Origin of the sequence: Alteromonas lipotrueae (genome assembly GCF_019249215.1) — a bacterium.
In the GTDB taxonomy this organism is placed as follows: Bacteria; Pseudomonadota; Gammaproteobacteria; order Enterobacterales; family Alteromonadaceae; genus Alteromonas; species Alteromonas lipotrueae.
In genome coordinates this window covers 311,601-330,452 of sequence record NZ_JAESDI010000001.1, presented here as the reverse complement: position 1 = coordinate 330,452, position 18,852 = coordinate 311,601, and the positions used below count along the sequence as shown (strand labels likewise).

At 44.2% G+C, this 18,852-nt stretch carries 20 protein-coding genes; 15 read left to right on the top strand and 5 right to left on the bottom strand.

The annotated features are described in order from the left end of the window. Window positions 1–54 precede the first annotated feature (54 nt). Window positions 55–1,188, bottom strand: a complete 1,134-nt coding sequence (locus tag JKP82_RS01470) for a flagellar assembly protein T N-terminal domain-containing protein (protein ID WP_232370581.1) — start codon at window positions 1,186–1,188, stop codon at window positions 55–57. A gap of 356 nt (window positions 1,189–1,544) precedes the next feature. On the opposite strand from JKP82_RS01470, the gene JKP82_RS01465 reads away from it, so the two are divergent. Next, window positions 1,545–1,997, top strand: coding sequence for an LPP20 family lipoprotein (locus tag JKP82_RS01465; protein ID WP_159534391.1), 453 nt, complete (start codon window positions 1,545–1,547; stop codon window positions 1,995–1,997). A gap of 97 nt (window positions 1,998–2,094) precedes the next feature. Here the strand turns inward: JKP82_RS01465 and flgN are convergent, their stop codons facing one another. From flgN to flgA, 3 genes are all read right to left on the bottom strand, one after another. Then, the gene (gene flgN / locus JKP82_RS01460; protein ID WP_126872018.1) at window positions 2,095–2,523 is read right to left on the bottom strand and encodes a flagellar export chaperone FlgN; all 429 of its coding nucleotides are present in this window, start codon (window positions 2,521–2,523) and stop codon (window positions 2,095–2,097) included. A gap of 10 nt (window positions 2,524–2,533) precedes the next feature. After that, window positions 2,534–2,866, bottom strand: coding sequence for a flagellar biosynthesis anti-sigma factor FlgM (gene flgM / locus JKP82_RS01455; protein WP_126872017.1), 333 nt, complete (start codon window positions 2,864–2,866; stop codon window positions 2,534–2,536). A 103-nt stretch (window positions 2,867–2,969) separates the two neighbouring features. Next, on the bottom strand, window positions 2,970–3,692 hold the full coding sequence (gene flgA, locus JKP82_RS01450; RefSeq protein ID WP_159529265.1) for a flagellar basal body P-ring formation chaperone FlgA: 723 nt from the start codon (window positions 3,690–3,692) through the stop codon (window positions 2,970–2,972). A 208-nt stretch (window positions 3,693–3,900) separates the two neighbouring features. Between flgA and JKP82_RS01445 the strand changes: the two genes are divergently transcribed. The 13 genes from JKP82_RS01445 (at window position 3,901) to flgL (ending at window position 16,679) form a co-directional block, all read left to right on the top strand. Next, complete coding sequence (locus tag JKP82_RS01445) at window positions 3,901–4,830, top strand: chemotaxis protein CheV (RefSeq protein ID WP_129736996.1); 930 nt, start codon at window positions 3,901–3,903, stop codon at window positions 4,828–4,830. Window positions 4,831–4,844: 14 nt separating this feature from the next. Beyond that, a complete protein-coding gene (locus JKP82_RS01440; RefSeq protein WP_159529267.1) occupies window positions 4,845–5,675 on the top strand; it encodes a CheR family methyltransferase in 831 nt (276 codons plus the stop codon). Window positions 5,676–5,852: 177 nt separating this feature from the next. Continuing rightward, on the top strand, window positions 5,853–6,284 hold the full coding sequence (gene flgB, locus JKP82_RS01435; RefSeq protein WP_159529269.1) for a flagellar basal body rod protein FlgB: 432 nt from the start codon (window positions 5,853–5,855) through the stop codon (window positions 6,282–6,284). Between the two features lie 2 nt (window positions 6,285–6,286). Next, window positions 6,287–6,709, top strand: coding sequence for a flagellar basal body rod protein FlgC (gene flgC, locus JKP82_RS01430; RefSeq protein WP_159529271.1), 423 nt, complete (start codon window positions 6,287–6,289; stop codon window positions 6,707–6,709). Window positions 6,710–6,740: 31 nt separating this feature from the next. Further along, window positions 6,741–7,430 (top strand): flagellar hook assembly protein FlgD, encoded by a 690-nt coding sequence (gene flgD, locus JKP82_RS01425; RefSeq protein ID WP_159529273.1) that lies wholly within the window; start codon window positions 6,741–6,743, stop codon window positions 7,428–7,430. A 14-nt stretch (window positions 7,431–7,444) separates the two neighbouring features. Next, window positions 7,445–8,821 carry a flagellar hook protein FlgE gene (gene flgE / locus JKP82_RS01420; RefSeq protein WP_159529275.1) on the top strand — a complete coding sequence of 459 codons (1,377 nt, stop codon included), beginning with the start codon at window positions 7,445–7,447 and terminating at the stop codon, window positions 8,819–8,821. A 125-nt stretch (window positions 8,822–8,946) separates the two neighbouring features. Then, on the top strand, window positions 8,947–9,690 hold the full coding sequence (locus JKP82_RS01415; RefSeq protein WP_159529277.1) for a flagellar basal body rod protein FlgF: 744 nt from the start codon (window positions 8,947–8,949) through the stop codon (window positions 9,688–9,690). Window positions 9,691–9,738: 48 nt separating this feature from the next. Next, window positions 9,739–10,527, top strand: coding sequence for a flagellar basal-body rod protein FlgG (flgG, locus tag JKP82_RS01410; protein ID WP_013785145.1), 789 nt, complete (start codon window positions 9,739–9,741; stop codon window positions 10,525–10,527). Window positions 10,528–10,538: 11 nt separating this feature from the next. Further along, a complete protein-coding gene (gene flgH / locus JKP82_RS01405; protein ID WP_057796302.1) occupies window positions 10,539–11,219 on the top strand; it encodes a flagellar basal body L-ring protein FlgH in 681 nt (226 codons plus the stop codon). A 20-nt stretch (window positions 11,220–11,239) separates the two neighbouring features. Further along, on the top strand, window positions 11,240–12,352 hold the full coding sequence (locus JKP82_RS01400) for a flagellar basal body P-ring protein FlgI (protein ID WP_159529279.1): 1,113 nt from the start codon (window positions 11,240–11,242) through the stop codon (window positions 12,350–12,352). Continuing rightward, window positions 12,352–13,302, top strand: a complete 951-nt coding sequence (gene flgJ / locus JKP82_RS01395) for a flagellar assembly peptidoglycan hydrolase FlgJ (RefSeq protein WP_159529281.1) — start codon at window positions 12,352–12,354, stop codon at window positions 13,300–13,302. The genes JKP82_RS01400 and flgJ overlap by 1 nt, the downstream gene beginning before the upstream one ends. 17 nt (window positions 13,303–13,319) lie before the next feature. Further along, window positions 13,320–15,449, top strand: a complete 2,130-nt coding sequence (gene flgK, locus JKP82_RS01390) for a flagellar hook-associated protein FlgK (RefSeq protein WP_218395532.1) — start codon at window positions 13,320–13,322, stop codon at window positions 15,447–15,449. A 6-nt stretch (window positions 15,450–15,455) separates the two neighbouring features. Next, complete coding sequence (flgL, locus tag JKP82_RS01385; RefSeq protein WP_218395531.1) at window positions 15,456–16,679, top strand: flagellar hook-associated protein FlgL; 1,224 nt, start codon at window positions 15,456–15,458, stop codon at window positions 16,677–16,679. Here flgL and JKP82_RS01380 read toward each other — a convergent pair. Next, entirely contained in the window at window positions 16,656–17,642 is a 987-nt protein-coding gene (locus JKP82_RS01380) for a hypothetical protein (protein ID WP_218395529.1), read from the bottom strand. The two genes, flgL and JKP82_RS01380, sit on opposite strands and share 24 nt — an antisense overlap. A 227-nt stretch (window positions 17,643–17,869) precedes the next feature. On the opposite strand from JKP82_RS01380, the gene JKP82_RS01375 reads away from it, so the two are divergent. After that, window positions 17,870–18,721, top strand: coding sequence for a flagellin N-terminal helical domain-containing protein (locus JKP82_RS01375; RefSeq protein ID WP_159529289.1), 852 nt, complete (start codon window positions 17,870–17,872; stop codon window positions 18,719–18,721). Window positions 18,722–18,852: the final 131 nt, after the last annotated feature.

Below are 18,852 nucleotides of genomic sequence, written 5' to 3'. Positions count from 1 at the left end.
AAGGGTGAGCGGTTGTTTAGTTCTTCTATGTAATTAGTAGACGCTGTAACCGAACTATCGTTTGATAACGAAATCACTCTCTTGAATATTCGCAATAATACCACTGTCTTTATGAATCAATCTTGCAGTATTGCCATAAGCATTTTCAACAACAAATGCACCGGGGTAAATATGGTACTGCAAATAGGCCTTACCGTGTCTGTCGATAATTTCGCTGGTTTGATAGACAAAAAGCTCATCACCATTTTGTATGCCATTATCGCGGCCCAATGATACTGAAATATGCGAACCGGCAACATTAAGCACTCTGCCAGTCATAGGCTGACAGGCAATAGTCTCGTTAATATCAGCGGTTAACTGTTGCATCTGCTTTTTAATTGCATTGCCGTAATCTGTCCGCCAAAAGGTTGACGAAAATTCGTCTACATCGGTAAACCGGTCAAAAGGCCAATTTGCTTCAGTTATGTAATCTTGCTGCAGCAGCAAGCCGCTATTTATACCGTCGAAAACCTTAATGCTTAGCGAAAAGTAACGGGTGGCTTTTTCTTCTTTCCAGAACGCAATCGAAGAAGGGCGTTGTCTTTCAACACTAACGTCATTAATGCTGCCGATTAAAACAAACTGTGCATTTGATTGTTGTGATAATGCGCGCACATTTTCTTCAAGCCCATTAACTCCCCATCGTGTGGTGTGTGGAGCAATGTACGCTAAATTCAAATTCTGCGCCTGCGCCGACATTTCGGTAGCCAGCTTTCTTGTGACTGCCTCGGAAAAGTTAGGGATTTTTCCTTCAACTAAATGATTGCGGTTTTCTACCATGAAGTAACTGGTGGCAATATTTTTATCATACTCAACTGCGGTACATTGTTTAGCCGCAGGAAAGATATCCGCCCTGACGCTTACGGTAACATAGTCGCTATGCCATACTTCATCAGTGAGTTCGAGATGATCCACTTCACCTGAACTACTAATGGTAATGTCTTCACTTTCAAGTAACCCATTTGTGAGCTGCTGAACACTGCTTATCGAGGCACCTGCGAATAACAATGCTTGTTTGAGGGCTTCTTCTGTGGCGTCTCTACGTGCTTTTTCTTTATTACCGTTCACGATAACTGCTTGGCCTTTGGCTTCATACCAAGCGGCATGGCTTTGCCCTGTTGACACTAAAGCAAGGCAAAACAGCGCCATAAAAAAGGCGACCTTGGCGTATCTAGCTTGATATCTTCTTTTCACAGAAGACACGCTAGTTAACGTTAGTTTAGCGAATGTTTGTATGCCAAGCACAGTCTTGTCCTTTTGTTGCAGTGCGATAAGAGGGCACTACATCAGTTAATTTAAGCCAGTATTCTTTTGTATCAGATTCTTTAATCAGTTTTTTTTCGACTTTATGTCAATTTTTGCTCCAACTTATAATAAGCGAAATAGATGCCAATGTTTCAAATTTAAAATTTAGGCGTAAACATTGCTTATCCACTAATAGAAAAATTGAGAATGAGGTTTCTCTAATGGTGTTTTTTGAAAAATTGATTCGTAGCCGAGCATGGATGACGGTGGCTTTATTTGCTGCACTAACAGGTTTATCAGGATGTAGTCTATTTGTAGACAAACATGTGGAGTGGGAGACGGTTGAGCCAGACAGTTACCCTGTGCTAAGTGCCGTTGGATATGCCCCAATTATGTCGCAACGGGGTGAAAGCGAAACCGTGAAAACATTGATGGCAATTAAAGCATCAAAACTAGAGGCTTACAGAGAACTTGCAGAGCAGGTGTACGGACAGCGTATTGAAGGTAATCAATCACTGTCTAGCCTTGTGGTGGATAATGAAACCTTGCGGGCTTCTGTAGAGGGCGTTATTAGAGGGGCTAGGGTAATAAAAAGTTACCCCGTGGGTGAAGACACCTATGCCACCGAACTTGAGCTAGATATGCATCGCGTGTACGACATTTATTTGACGACAGCGAAGCCACAAAGAATAAAAGACATCAAATACTATTAAGTATTTCGATGTATGGCTAAATAGCACCCACAAAAAAGCGCGTATTAAACGCGCTTTTTTGTGCTTTTATTGGGGCTTTCGGTAACGAGTGCATTACTTAGGCGCTAATACCTGAACCTAAACGGCCTGCATTTGGCTTACCTTTCTTATCGTAGGTTAACGACTCTTTAGCGCGAACTTCTAACATCAGATTCCGTAAGTGTGTGAGGCGAAGCTGTCCTTGCTCTACGGCTTTCTGATTGATTTGGGTTTTATACTTACAGTCTTCTAACAGACTTTTCGCATTATCCATTAACCCTTGTTCATCTGCACTAATCGTTTCGTCTGTAGTTTGGCGATATAACGCCTCGACTTTTTGGTCCGTAGATTGAATAGACTCTAGTAATTTAGACTTATCTTCTAAAAGACTCATCAAGGTTTCTGCATCTCGTGAGCTAATTAAATGTAATTCTTTTTCCAGCATCAAGCACAGGCCCTCTAAGTTAGTGACCTGTTGTGATAACGCTGAATAAAGATGACTAGTCATAGAAACCTAATTATTTTTGGCCAAAAATCTCACCCTCAAGCTTAGCGATTTTATTCGCTAACACTTCAGGGTTAACTTTGTATTCACCACTTGATATCGCTTTTTTAAGACGATCGACTTTTTCCTGATTTACAGGCGCTTCAGAACCTTTCTTCTGAACTTGATTCAACTGCTGTGCAGACTGAGTCAAGGATACTGAATCTTGTCGTGGTGCTTGAGCAACAGATGCATTGTTAGACGTCGCTTGTTGCTGTTGCGACTGCTGTGCCTGATTCTGTTGCGAAATTTTTGTATTATCAACGGGTGTTTTGGGTAACCCATTGTTTACATTGTTAATTGCCATAATATTTCTCCACTACCTTTTCGCCTCTGTACAAGTTATCGGCACAAACCTTTTTTTCTTTAGGCTTTTATACAACGAAAACGTAGTTTTTTAGCACGCTGAACTATAAGTGTACCACGACTTCTTGAGCGCTGGCGACTTCCGCTATCACGGGCTTTTGGCTACTGGCATTGAGCACCTTTATGGTATCGCCAATAACACCATCTTGTTGTGCTATTCCAGATGTTTTAACCGCCATCCCACCCAATGATGCACGAATGGTAATTCTATCGCCCTTGCACACAAAGCATAGCATATTTGATTGCACAGCTTGACCATCAACAATTCGACGTTTCATTCGAGCGCCAATCAATGCATCTACATCGGTAAATGCACTGTATCGAAGACGCTTTATATCTACGGATGCCAACGTCAGATTAGATGCAGAAAGCACAGTGCCAGGGCTAACCGCGCCAGAAGTAACCACAATTTCTTTCGTTCTTGTCACTTGGGCGCTGGTAAACAAGTACCAGTCATTATTTGTGCAACTTACCCGCACAGAAATATAAGATTGGCCCAAAGATTCATCAGATGCGTGGAATTGAAATCCCGTCGGACACTGAGGAATATTAATTCTTTCGTCTACTTCAGCAATGCTTACCGCAATATCGGTGTTTTCATCGTGTATACTAAGGGTCGACAGCAAGTATTCTTCTGCGCCCTTATTCACCACATCGTGCATCGTTTCAGCGTAACTGTAAGGCGCTAAAATAACTGCCGCCATAGTAGTGAAAAGTGGCAGACGAATTCCTGTAAGCCAAGATTTTACATTTTTTAAATTTTTCATAGTCACTTTTCGTGTTCACTTACTGAGTTATTGTCTATGCTTATAAGACAAATTAGGTTGAGACAATAACTTGCGTACGTCCGTGATTAAGTTGTACATGCAGCGAAACCGTCATTTTTCTGTCGTTTGACCTGCATACATTTAGTGATATTGTCTATTCTCTTTAGTGAAGGCAATGATCATGCCCAGTATTAAAAAGAGGTGAGATATGTCGGGAATTTTAGACTCGGTTAACCAACGAACCCAATTAGTTGGTCAAAACCGTCTTGAGTTATTGTTGTTCAGGCTTAATGGTCGTCAACGCTTTGGTATAAACGTCTTTAAAGTACGAGAAGTGCTCCAGTGTCCACCACTGACTTCAATGCCGAAGTTGAACTCGCTAGTTCGCGGAATAGCACATATTCGTGGGCAAACTATTTCTGTCATCGATTTAAGCATGGCGACGGGCGGCAAGCGTATTGAAGATTTATCAAACGCTTTTATCGTTATTGCTGAATACAATCGTTCTGTTCAAGGTTTTTTAGTGGGCGCTGTTGAGCGCATTATTAACACTAACTGGGATGCCATTATGCCGCCTCCACAGGGGACAGGCCGAGCAAGTTACTTAACCGCTGTTACTGAAGTTGAAAACGAGTTAATTGAAATTCTCGACGTTGAAAAAATCCTTAACGAAATTTCACCACTAAATGCTGAAGTAAGCGCCGATGTTGCTGAAGGGCTTACTACGGAAGGTAAAGAAGACAAAATTATCTTCATTGCTGATGATTCAGCGGTGGCAAGAAACCAAGTTAAAAAAGCGCTAACCTCGCTCGGGCTAGAAATTGAGCTGGCAAAAAACGGTTTGGAAGCGTTAAACCGCTTGAAGGAAATCGCGGAAGAATATGGTGATATCACCAAGCGAATTGGGGTATTAGTGTCCGACATAGAAATGCCGGAGATGGACGGTTACACCCTTACAGCTGAAATTAAGAATACACCTGAACTTCAAAAGCTTCATGTTGTACTTCATACTTCTTTAAGCGGTGTATTCAACCAAGCGATGGTTCAGAAAGTGGGAGCGGATGACTTTATTGCGAAATTTCACCCCGATGAACTAGCAACAGCAGTTCAGAAGTGGTTAATGACGGATTGTGAATAATGGAGCGGTAGGGGTTGGATAATAAAAATGTGTCGCCGACAAGCTATGAAAAGTTTCGGCACTTCCTCGAGAAACAATGTGGAATAGTACTCGGGGAAAACAAGCAATATCTGGTAAGAAGCAGGCTTGCGTCTTTGTTATATAAACATGACTATGACAATACTGATGCGCTGATTGATGTGGTTGTAAAAGGTTACGATCGTAGCCTTTTACAAAGCGTCATTGATGCAATGACCACGAACGAAACATTGTGGTTTAGAGATACCTACCCGTTTGAGTTGCTACAACGCGATTTACTTCCTCAACTGGCAACGAAAAACCAGAAACTTAGAATTTGGAGTGCAGCTTGTTCGTCCGGACAAGAGCCATACTCTATTGCTATGTCGATATTAGAGTTTCAAAAACAGCGACCTGGATTGCTTAGGCAAGGGGTTGAAATTATAGCCACCGATCTTTCTTCTGAAATGCTAAACAAGTGTAGCCAAGGGCTATACGATGAACTTTCGCTTGCTAGAGGGTTATCGCCACAACGTAGGGCTATGTTCTTCCAATCCCACGAAAGTGGCCAGATGCAGGTAAAGCCAGAAGTGCGCAACATGGTATCATTCAGAAGTTTGAATTTGTTAACCTCCTATGCAGCACTTGGCCGCTTCGACATCGTTTTTTGCCGCAATGTGCTGATTTATTTTTCGGCAGATGTAAAACAAAAGATACTGCAACAAATTGCCGGACAGCTGCAACCTGCCGGTGTCCTTTTCCTTGGCGCGTCTGAATCTATCAGTGCGGCAAGTGATACTTACGCCATGATCAAATGTAATCCTGGTTTGTATTATCAAAAAAAATAACTACTTAAATTGCTGAATTTATTTAATTATTTTCAATTCCCCCTCGTTTTTTTATGTTTTTATACAGTGCCAATCTTCAGGTTGGCATCTGCCTTGCTAGTAAAATCCTATAACAGATAATTCGTCATTGTTTACTCATGACGTATTTACGGAATTTCTCAGCTAGGAGTTTTCAATATGGCCATTAATCTCGACAAGTTAGTCGGGTTTCATCAGTCGGCGTTAGCAATACGCACCGACAGAATGGAAGTCATCTCTGGAAACCTAGCGAACGCCAATACCCCTGGTTATAAAGCTAAAGACATCGACTTTAATAAAGCGATGGAGTCAGCCATGAGCGCCCAAGAAGGGCAGCACAAATTGGGTGGTGGAAGCTTAGTAAGAACGCACGATAAACACATAGGTGGCGATGTATCGTCGGTAGCATCAAATTTTGAAATGCAATACCGCATACCCACGCAACCGGATACCGGCGACGGTAATACGGTGGAAGTACAGGCAGAACGTAACCGCTTTTTAGATAACGGTTTACGCTATCAAGCCACACTTGAGTTTATTAACAGTAAAGTCAAAGGTATGAAAAAAGCCCTTAGTTCTGGAGGCCAGTAATCATGAGCTTATTTAATGTGATGTCAATTTCCAGTACCGGTATGGAAGCTGAGAATGTTCGTTTAAACACAACCGCAAGTAATATTGCCAACGCGAATTCGGTAAGTAGTAGTTATAACGAAACGTACCGTGCAAGACACCCTGTGTTTGCCGCAGAGTTACAGCGTGCTATGGGCGATCAATCCAAAGGCGTGGGTGTTGAAGTTAAGGGAATTGTAGAAAGCGATGCACCATTGCAAGTTGAGTATGCTCCGCATAACCCAATGGCTGACGAAGAAGGTTATATCTATAAGCCTAACGTCAACATCGTGGAAGAAATGGCAAATATGATGTCGGCATCAAAAGCCTATGAAACCAACGTTCAGGTTGCAGATACCACGAAAAAGATATTTCGTCGGGTATTGCAGCTAGGGCAAGGGCAATAAGTTGCCGCGTAGGTAATGTGAGGAAAATACTGTGACCACAATTAACAACACCACTGGCCTGAACAACGAACTCTACTGGCAAGAAGAGACGGTTCCGGTTGTCGATGGAACAGAGCAACAGCTTTCGCAAGAAGACTTTTTTGCCATGTTAACCGAGCAATTAGCGAATCAGGATCCTACTAAACCCGTAGATAACGACCAGATGGTAGCGCAAATGACATCATTCACTATGGCTGATGGTATTTCTCAGTTGAATGATAAATTCGAGTCATTCGCCGCCTCGATGACATCTAACCAGGCATTACAAGCATCAAGCTTGATAGGTCAGAACGTGTTGGTACAGGGCAACGTAGGGCACATGTCTAGCGACGCTGCAGGCGTATCTGGTGTTGTGGTCAATGAGCAGAGCGTACAAAACATGACGATCACTGTTGAAAATCAATACGGTGAAGTGATTAAGACCATTGATGCTGGCACACAAGCCGCTGGCAACATTCAATTTGAATGGGATGGCAAGGATACCCAAGGCAACGATATGCCAGCGGGCGACTACGTAATCAGTGCTACAGGCGAAATAAATGGTGAAGGCGTTCAATTGAATACAGCCATTAATCGTCATGTAGGAAGTGTTAGTTTGGCCGGCAGCGGTCAGGGCGTCATTTTAAATTTAGATGGCGAAGTCAGCATTAGTCTTGACGACGTTATTCAAATCGGCAGTTAGCAGGAGAAAGAAGCATGTCTTTTAATATTGCACTAAGTGGCGTAGCTGCCGCACAAAAAGATTTAGATGTAACCGCGAATAACATCGCAAACGTGAATACTGTTGGCTTTAAAGAGTCTCGCGCTGAATTCGGCGACGTGTACGCCACATCACTTTTGGCTGGCAGTAAGACCAAAGTGGGCGACGGTGTTTTGACACAAGATGTAGCCCAGCAGTTTTCTCAAGGTAGCTTACAGTTCACCAATACAGCACTTGATTTAGCGATCACTGGGAACGGCTTTTTTGCCACCGTTCCTGATGAAACCTCACGAGATTTCTCGTTTACCCGAGCTGGCCAGTTTAAGTTAGATGATGACAATTACGTGGTTAACAGTAACGGCGACTTACTTTTAGGTTTTCCCGTTAACTCAGACTCTACCAGTTCGTCAGTTGCATTGAGTACCACTGAGCCAGTACAAATTCCAGATTCGTCAGGGTCTCCAGCTCAAACCTCAGAAGTTGATATTCGTATGAACTTACCTGCGGGTGATCAGGGCTTAGACCCTGCTGCATTCGACCCGGAAGATCCACTTACCTATAACGCGGCAACCTCGGTAACGGTTTATGACTCACTAGGCGACAGCCACGTGATGACCTATTACTTCGTTAAAGATGTGGCGGCAGACAACGAATGGTATGTGGCTACAGCGGTTGACGATCAACTTACTGATTTAGTGAATTCTACCGGTACAGATTCCGATCCTACAACAGCGGTAAACTCATTGGGTACTAACACAGGTAACGGCGTTACAGCCGCTAAACTCGTGTTTTCTCAAGGTGGTGACTTTATTGGTATTGAATCGCCAGATGGCATTCAAACTACCGATTATAAGTTAACCACTGAAGCGCTTGGTTCAGCCTTATCAAATGGTGCAGATGCAACGCAGCAAATTGGCATTGATTTTAACCTAGAGCCTAGCGGAGCCACTACTGTTGAGCCTACGCAATACGCATCAGCATTCGAAGTTACGTCATTAGAGCAAGATGGTTTGCCTGTTGGTCGTTTGACCGGTATCGATATTGGCCCAGATGGCTTGGTTCGAGCGACTTTCTCAAATGGTACTTCTGAGCCAATTGTGCGAGTGGCCCTAGTGAGGTTTGCCAATGAGCAAGGCTTAACACAGCAAAGCAGCACGGAATGGAAAGAAAGCATTCTATCTGGTGAAGCATTAGCGGGTGAAGCGACTACGGGTACTTTTGGTGAAATTAACTCATCAGCCCTAGAGCAAGCTAACGTTAACCTTACCACTGAACTAATCGATATGATTATTGCACAGCGGAACTTCCAGGCGAACTCTCGAGCGCTTGAAGTGAACAACTCACTGAACCAGACTATCCTGAACATCCGATAAGCAGTGATGTTTAAGTAAAAAAACCGCAACATAGTTGCGGTTTTTTTGTATCCACTTCGATTTGTGCATGTTGGCACTGGGATTGCAAAACCTGTATATGGTTTAACCAGAGTCAAAAGTCAGTCATGGACAAACTTCTCTACATTGCTGCCAGTGGTGCATCTCAAGACCTTTTAGGTACGGGGTTACGTGCCAATAACTTGGCTAACGCGCAAACAACTGGGTTTAGAGCTCAGTTAGAACAGGCAAGGTCAATGCCTGCCTACGGCGAAGGTTTGCCGTCTCGCGTTTTTTCAATGACCGAAAGTCCGTCAAACAACTATGAGTCGGGCCCTATGATTCAAACGGGTCGTGATTTAGACGTTGCTATACAAGGCGATGGCTGGTTTGCCGTTCAAGACGATAATGGGCAAGAAGCTTATTCTCGTGACGGTAACTTCAAGTTAGGTGACGACGGTATTTTGACAGATGTGCACAATCGCCCCGTTTTAGGTGATAACGGTCCAATCTTTCTTCCTGTGCCCCTAGATAATCTAGATATTGGTATGGACGGTACGTTGTCAATGAGACAGCTTGGCGCGCCAGAAAATGTGATTGAAGATGTTGGCCGGCTGAAATTGGTTAAGCCGAACTATGCCGATATGGAACGAGGCACTGATGGTTTATTTAGAATGGAAGACGGCACGGTAGCTCCAGCAAACGCTGGTGTGAAAGTGATGTCTGGCATGTTGGAAGGCTCGAATGTTAATGCCGTTGACGAAATGGTCAATATGATAAGCCTTCAGCGCCACTATGAGCTTCAAGTGAAGATGATGAAGCAAGCTGATGAGCTAGATACTCGCGGCAACCAATTACTGCGCATTCTCTAGAATAGTTAACAATTTCGTTATACGAACTTTAAAGGTTAGGAGGTCGCCATGCACCCAGCATTGTGGATAAGTAAAACAGGTCTTGATGCCGCACAAACAGATGTGGCGGTGGTATCGAACAACCTGGCTAACGCATCAACGGTAGGTTTTAAAAAAGACAGAGCAATTTTTGAAGACTTGCTTTATCAGAATATAAACCAACCTGGTGGCCGCTCATCAGCTGATACCGAATTACCTTCTGGCCTTATGTTAGGTTCTGGTTCAAAGGTAGTATCAACACAAAAAGCACATACCCAAGGCAACTTGCTAACCACAGATAATGCGTTAGATATGTCTATTCAGGGGCGAGGCTACTTTGAGATTTTGCAGCCTGACGGCACCATTGCCTACTCAAGAAATGGTCAGTTTTCAATGAACGACCAAGGTCAGATAGTGACTTCTGGCGCGGGTTTTTTACTCCAACCTGAAGTGGCTATTCCGGAAGATGCGCAGCAAATCACGATTTCACAAGACGGTGAAATTAGCGTGTCAATTCGTGGTCAAGCAGAGCCGCAAGTACTTGGGCAAATGAACTTATCAGACTTCATTAACCCTACGGGTCTACAACCTATTGGGCAGAACCTATACGTTGAAACCGCATCAAGTGGCGCGCCCATTCAAGGTGTACCAGGCCTTCAAGGTATAGGCACGATTGCACAAGGTACGTTAGAAACCTCTAACGTGAATGTGACCGAAGAGCTGGTTAATTTGATTGAAAGTCAACGTTTGTACGAGATGAACTCGAAAGTGATTTCATCTGTGGATCAGATGCTTGGACAAGTCATTCAGCAACTTTAGTGAGTAATGTTATGCGAATTATCGGACTCTTCCTTTCAGTGGCAATATTGGCAGGTTGTGCAAGCACTAACCAGCCACCGGTTCAAGCAAACGACCCGTCGTTTGCTCCAGTGGTACCTGATTATCCTCGTGAGAAGATTGTAGAAGATGGTTCGCTGTTCCGCTCTTACATGGCCAATAGCTTGTATTCAGATATGACGGCTAGACGGGTTGGCGACATTATTACTATCACGTTAAGTGAAAATACTAACGCGAGTAAATCTGCTGGCACGTCGACATCAAAAGATACCACGGTAGATTTAGACACGATCACTGGATTAGGTGGCCAGGCGTTAAATATTGGCGGGCAATCGGTTCAGCTTGGCGTAAGTTCGTCAAACGACTTTGCAGGGGATGCAGCGACAAACCAAAGTAACAGTTTATCGGGAAATATCTCTGTCACCGTAGTTGAAGTGCTACCCAATGACAATTTGGTCATTCGCGGTGAAAAGTGGCTTACCTTAAATCATGGCGACGAATACATCCGTTTGACGGGCATCATTCGCTTATCTGATATTAGCCCCGAAAATGAAGTGCTATCGACAAAAATAGCGAATGCCAGAATTCAATACAGCGGAACGGGCTCTTTTGCCAGTGCGCAAGAGAAAGGCTGGCTTACGAAGTTTTTCACATCATCATGGTGGCCGCTTTAAGCGGGGCTAGGAGAATCATTATGCGTTTGTTTTCAGTAGTTATTATCGCATTTACATTGGTATTGTCAGGCAATACCAATGCACAACGCATTAAAGACTTAGCAAGTATCCAAGGGGTGAGAAGCAACCAATTAGTAGGCTATGGCCTAGTGGTAGGCTTACCCGGCACCGGTGAGCAAAGCCCTTTCACTGAGCAAAGCTTTCGTACCATGCTAAGTAACTTCGGCATAAGTTTAGATTCCAACACCAAACCTAAAATTAAGAATGTTGCAGCCGTGGCTGTACACGCAGAACTGCCGGCTTTTACTAAACCAGGACAAACCATTGATATTACTGTGTCGTCAGTAGGCGAAGCGAGTAGCTTGCAAGGCGGTACGCTGTTACAGACATTTCTTCGCGGTGTAGATGGCAAAGTGTATGCAGTTGCGCAAGGTAGTTTGGTAGTAAGTGGCTTTGGCGCACAAGGCGGCGATGGTTCGCGAATTGTGGTGAATACGCCGACCGTAGGCCGTATTCCTAACGGCGCTATGGTAGAGCAAACCGTCCCTAGCGGTTTTGCCAATGGCGACTCATTAACATTGAACTTGCATTACCCTGACTTTTCAACAGCAAAAGCCTTAGCTGATGTGATTAACGAGCGATTGGGTGCACAGCCAGAAAAAGGTTATTCCATCGCTACGCCCATTGATGCCGCGTCGGTACGTGTATCGGCACCAAGAGATGTTGGTCAGCGAGTGGGCTTTTTGGCCACACTGGAAAATTTCGAATTTACACCAGCTGATGCCCCTGCGCGGGTTGTCATCAATAGCCGCACAGGCACCATTGTGATTGGTCGAGACGTGCGATTACTACCTGCCGCTATAACCCATGGCGGGTTAACTGTGACGATTTCAGAAAACCAACAAGTTACTCAACCCAATGCGTTTGCGGACGGCGAAACGGTAGTTACCACACAGTCGATTGTTGATGTGGATTTATCTGATAGCCGCATGTTTTCATTTGAACCTGGCGTTACACTGGATCAGCTAGTGCGGGCCGTTAATGAGGTGGGGGCTGCACCTGGCGATTTAATGGCTATCTTAGAAGCTTTAAGGCAGGCCGGTGCGCTTCACGGTGAATTGGTGATTATCTAATGGAAGCATTCAGCTCAAAAAATCAGCTCGATATGGCACGTAATGTCCACGACCTTGGCAGTATTAATAAAATGCGCGAGGCTATTGCTTCGGGTGATGAAAGTGTATTGCAAGAAGCGGCAGAACAATTTGAAGCCATATTTGTGCAAATGATGCTGAAGTCGATGCGTAAAGCGCAAGATGCCCTGGCTGATGAAGACAGCCCGTTCAATTCTCAACAAGTTAAATTTTATCGCGATATGCACGACCAACAGCTTGCAACCGATTTAACGGCGGGGGGCGGCATGGGCTTGGCTGACATTATCGTCAAACAAATGGGCCAATCTGAAGACAGCTATTTACCAGCCAGTGTGATTCGTAGTGACGGCAACTTGAATTCGCTGAACCGCGACCGTGTTATCGCTATAGAGCAAGCCCAAGAAACCGTGCTGGCTTCCGAGTCTAAAGGAGTGAAATCGGCCGCAAAAGATAGCATGTTCGATAGCCCTGAAGATTTTGTTGAAACCTTACGCCCCTATGCTGAACAAGTGGCTGACAAATACGGTATGGATGCTAAAGCCATTATCGCGCAGGCCGCGGTTGAAACAGGTTGGGGTAAGTTTGTTATTCACAATGCCGACGGCGAAAGCTCGCACAATCTTTTTGGTATTAAAGCGAATTCGCAGTGGGAAGGCGAGCAAGCGGTTGTCGATACACTTGAATTTAATAGCGGCATTCCACAAAAGCAAAAAGCTGCATTTCGTTCTTATGCGTCATTAGAGGAGGCGGTTGATGACTACGGTCGCTTTATCACTACTCAGCCCCGTTATCAGCATGCGGTGGAACAAGCCTCAGATGCACACCGCTATACTCGCGAGCTACAAAGTGCTGGATATGCTACGGATCCTAATTACGCCAACAAGATAATGGCCGTTTACAACAGCGATAGGCTTAACGGCTTAATGCCGTAAGAAGAGGGGTTTAATATATGAGCGCAGTTGATTTATTTTCCCTTGCCACCAGTGGTGTAAACGCCAGTAGTAAGCTTTTACAAACGACCAGTAATAATATTGCCAATGTAAATACGCCCGGGTACGTACGTGAACGAACCGAGTTAGTTAACAATGATGTATTCGGTGTTGAAATTGGAAATACAGAGCGAATTATTAACGTATTTGCGCAAAACCAGCTTCGTCGCGACATAACCTCGGTGGGTGAACTAGAAGCTTTTTCTTCCAAAACCTCTGCAATTGATAACCTTCTGGCTGGTGAGGCGAACTCACTATCTAAAGGTATTAGTGATTACTTTGCAGCGGTACAAACTGCGTCAGACGACCCTACAAACTTGGCCTCACGTGAACAGGTATTAGGGAAATCAGAGTCGCTATACCAGCGTATGAAAACCCTCTCAGATTACATGGTGGAAAAGGAAGAAGAGTTTAACCTTGAAGTCACGTCTTTAGTTAATAGAACCAATAGTTTGATTAGCTCAATTGGCGAACTAAACAAAAACATTGTGATTGCCAAAGGGAACAACACCAGCGACGAACCCAGCGCATTAATGAATAAACGAGATGCCGCTGTTGAAGAGCTTGCCTCTATTATGGCAATCGATGTGAAAGACAGTCAAAGTCAAAACGGTGCGATCACCGTGAATTTGACCACTGGCGAATCTCTTATATTAGATAACGGCGCGTTCAATTTATTTGAAATAAGTACGAGTGCAGACTCAACCAACAAAGAACTAAAGTTAGAAACAGATTTTGGTTCTCAAACTAAAAACGATACCACAGTTCGTATTGTAGAGAGTGACTTAGGCGGCAGCTTAGGTGGGCTATTTCGTTATAGAAACGAAGTACTTGGTACTGCCATGCGCGACGTAGGCCAGCTTTCCGTTGCTTTTGCCGATGCTGTCAACACCCAAAACAAGCTAGGTATGGATTTAGACGGTCAGTTGGGCAGCAATATTTTCGACATTCCTACTTTTAGGGGATTGGAAACACAAGATACCAACGGAGACTATCAGGTTGTCGGTCAGCTTATTGCAGGCAAAAGTGCTGAACTTACTGACGCCGATTATCAAATTGAGGTGACGGCAGTAGCGGCAGGGGTTCCTAGCGAAATAGAAATTACGTTTTTAAATCCTGACGGAACACCTCAAAAAGACGGCTCTGGGAATGATATTGTCTTTTCTAATTACACTGTCACTACTGGGTTTAATGAATTACCTGGCGGTATTGAAGTAGAGTTTGGTGGAGCTTCAACCTATGCGGTAGGGGATGAGTTTTTGATGCAACCTACCAAAACTATTGCATCATCCATTGAGCTAGCCACAAACAGACCTGAAGATCTCGCGTTCGCGGCGCCAGTAAGAGCCCAAGCGGATGCCACGAATTTAGGTAGCGCCAATGTGAGCGGGGTAACAATCACCAACACTGAAGTCGGCGGCGGAACTGAGCAATCTGCATTTGATGGCGCAGGTGGAATACATGATTTAGCCAGTTCACCCAGTGGCACGTTTGGCGCGCCAGCTCAAATTGTCTTTACCGCAGAAGATAGCTATCAAGTACTTGATGGGGAAACGCCGCCAAATGTAATCACCAATGTGACCGGTGCGACCAATTTAAGTAACTTATTAGCACAGGCTGAAAGTAGTGGCAGCGGCCCTGCTTGGCCTGCAGCATTTTCATCACTAAATGACTACCCGGGTTACGACATTAGTTTAGATGGCGTACCTAAAGCGGGTGATAGTTTTTCTATTAGTTACAACACTGATGGCTTTAACGACAACAGTAATGCACTTGAAATCGCATCGTTGCAGAACGAGAACCTAGTGCAAGTGAGCAGTGAATCAACCAATCAGCAACGTACTTTTCAAGATGCCTATGCATCTATGGTAGGGCGAATTGGTGAAGATGCAGCCATGGCTGACATTTCTTTGACTTCAGCAGAAGCAATGAAAACACAATCGGAAAATTGGTTTGAGTCAGTATCTGGGGTGAGCCTAGATGAAGAAGCGGCAAACCTGATTAAGTTTCAGCAGTCTTATTCTGCCGCAGCAAGAATATTGAGCACAGCGCAGGAGTTGTTCGATACTATTCTAAGTGCGGCGAGGTAACACATTATGCGTATATCGACGAGTCAAGTTTACGACCAAAGCATTCGCTCCATTATGGAAAATCAACAAGATTTGGTTAAAACGCAGGAGCAGTTAGCGACGGGAAAGCGGATCATTACGCCGGCAGACGATCCTGTGGGCGCTGCAAAAGTACTGCGCTTGACCGAAGAGCTTGATGGGCTGACGCAATTTCAACGAAATAATGATTTGGTAACAGGTTCTCTAGAACAGCAAGAAGCAGTGCTAACGAATATTACCAATTCGATTAACCGTGCTAGGACACTAGTCGTTCAAGCAGGCTCGGGTATTCTTGATGATCCTGATAAACGCGCTATCGGGGCTGAGTTAGAACAAATTAAGTTGGAAATCTTCGACTTGATGAATACGCAAGACGCCGATGGGAATTACATGTATGCAGGCTACCAGTCTGCAAACCAAGCCTTTACCTACAACCCCGCATCAACAGGGAATGCCATCACATTTTCAGGTGATGCAGGCGTAAGTTTTATTCAGCTATCGTCTAGCTCAAAAATACAATCTACGAGTAACGGTTATGAAGTTTTTGAGAACGTACTATCCCGTTTTGATTTCTCAGTAGCCGGCAGTACAGTTGCTGATTTACAAAACACAGTAGTTAAAGAACAAGGCACGTTTGATACCTTCTTCAACAACAATTATGACCCAGTGACCAGTGCTAATAACAACTATGAAGTAGAGTTTTTGGCATCGGGTGAAGCACAGCTAACTAATACTGGCACTGGCGCTATTGTGGGAACAGTTGGTTATACTTCCGGTAGCCCATTTACTATCAAAGGCATGCAGTTTGAAGCTTCCGCTGCCGTTGGTGATACCATTAACTTTTCTTTGGATGCGCCGGAGAAAAAAAGTATGGCCCAATCGCTTCACGAAATTCAAACCATACTCATGGATAGCACCATTGATGATAGTGCGCTGCAAGAGGCTATTGCCGACACATTAGTTGGGTTAGATAATGGGTTAGAAAAAATATCTTTAGAACGTGCGTCAATCGGTAGCCGTCTAAACATCGCTGAATCTACTTACGAAAGTAACCTTGATATGGAAATTGCGGCAAAGGCATCCCGTTCATCAATCCAAGATGTTGATTATGCAGAGGCCTCTACGGAATTTGCCAAACAAGAAACGGCACTCAATGCGGCATTAGCTACTTTTCCGCAAGTGTCTAACTTATCCCTGTTCAACTTCATTTAATAGGCCATTCATCCCTGACAATGTGGCAAGGTATACTCGGGTTTTGTTATCGATATGATCTGAGTAATAAGAGACATATAACGTGTCGCCTTGCCATACCAAGCCCGGGTAACTATTGTCCCCTTTACTAGGTAAGGTAATCAGAAGTTTCAGCGAATAATCAGTCGATGAAAGTAACCAAATTGCCGTTGTCAGATTTCTCCCATCCCAGTTTCTGCCTGCAACCATATACATATTGTCTGTAAGAGATAACATTACCGGTCCACCTACGTAGTGTTTCAAGTCGTGCCATATCCAATTGGTATAGGGCGGGGAGGAGAAACCTAGTTTGGCGCTGAAGCTATCTGCGTCGCGGCGCACAATCGCCGTCGCTTTATCAGCATCATCAAACAATATATGGCTTTCATTCGGGTAGCCAAATGTGTGTTTCTCAAAAGAAATAGCGCCTTTCTTTTGAAGGTAAAGTTGTTTGCGTGGGTCGCCTGCATACAAATCAATTCTTTGATTTTTACGATTATAGGCAAAACCGTAAGCTTTATCCTTGTTCCACGTTACCCGCCACAGCCACCAACCCGAGTGCCCAAAAAAGTGGGGGCTTGACCAAGAATCCCCGGTGGTAGAAAAGTAACTCACCATTTTAGTGGTTATCGCACCCGTATTTGCGTCTTTGTGCTTAGCGTAGGCTGTGATGATTAACTTTCGTCCATCAAAACAAAATTTTGGATCGCGTAAATCCCAAGAGGGTAGTGTCAGTCGCTGATAAGTTTTTGCCCCCGAATCAACATTCACTTTGCAGACAATTACAACGCCATCTGGGCTTATATGGTTAACGCCTCGTCGATAGCAGCAAAGTAGTGATTTACGACTATTGTCGAAGGGATTTTCGATTAAATCAGTGAATGCGCAGTGCTCACCTTCCGATGAAATTTGCTCAACCGCGTTAATCTTCAAATTTATATTCACGCTAATACCCTTTTAAAAACCGACTGTTATGTAATCGTAAACGGCAATTTTATACCGCACAACGGCAAATTTTGTAAATAATTCTAAAGGGAACTGCTGATATGTCGATACAAACACTGAGAGAGCCAGTTCATCATTACCCCTCAGGTATTGGTGACTATTAAAATTGTAATAGCCGGATCCCCGGCAGCCAGCTCACGCTGGACTGAGAGTGTAGGAGAGACTTTATGTCTATGTTCGTCAATACCAATGTTTCCTCATTGAATGCTCAGCGTCAATTGTATGATGTAAGCAATTCTTTGGGTACGTCTTTTGAGCGCCTGTCTTCGGGTTTCCGTATAAACAGTGCTGCAGATGACGCCGCAGGTCTACAAATCACCGACCGAATGACTTCACAAGTTCAAGGTCTTAACCAAGCGGTACGTAACGCTAATGATGCGATTTCACTATCGCAAACTGCTGAAGGTGCGTTGTCAGAAACGACGACTTCTCTTCAACGTATTCGTACACTAGCAATTCAATCACAAAACGGTATCAACAGTTCAGCTGACCGTGTAGCACTTCAAAAAGAGGTGTCAGCACTTAGAACTGAAATATCGCGTATTTCAACAACGACGCAATTCGCTGGTGTAAATATATTATCAGGTGACTTCTCTGCTAAATTCTTAGTAGGTGCAAACGCTGGCCAAACGATTTCTGTAAACCTCTCAACGCAACCATTGGCAAATGCTGGTGTTAACGGTTTCAGTGCGACAGGCTTGGGAATTACAGGTGGCACTAATAACGTACTTACCAGTGAAAACGCATCAAGTATGTTAGCTAGCGTAGATACGGCTATTTCAGCGGTAGGTGGACTTCGCGCTGACCTAGGTGCGCTTCAAAACCGTTTCCAGTCAACGATTCGTAACCTAAGTAACATCTCTGAAAACGTATCTGCGGCACGCTCGCAAATCAAAGATACTGATTTTGCAACAGAGACTGCTAACTTGACCCGTAACCAGATTCTACAGCAGGCGAGCACTACCGTGTTGTCTCAGGCGAATCAGCGTCCACAAGCAGCACTACAGCTTCTAGGTTAATAACGCCAAGTCGTTAATAGTGAGAGAATGGGGCCAGGAGGTAGTGAACCTTTAACCTCAGCTGTTCCACAGTGATTTAAATTCAAAAAGGCCGATTTTTCAATCGGCCTTTTTTTATTTCTGCGAATTAA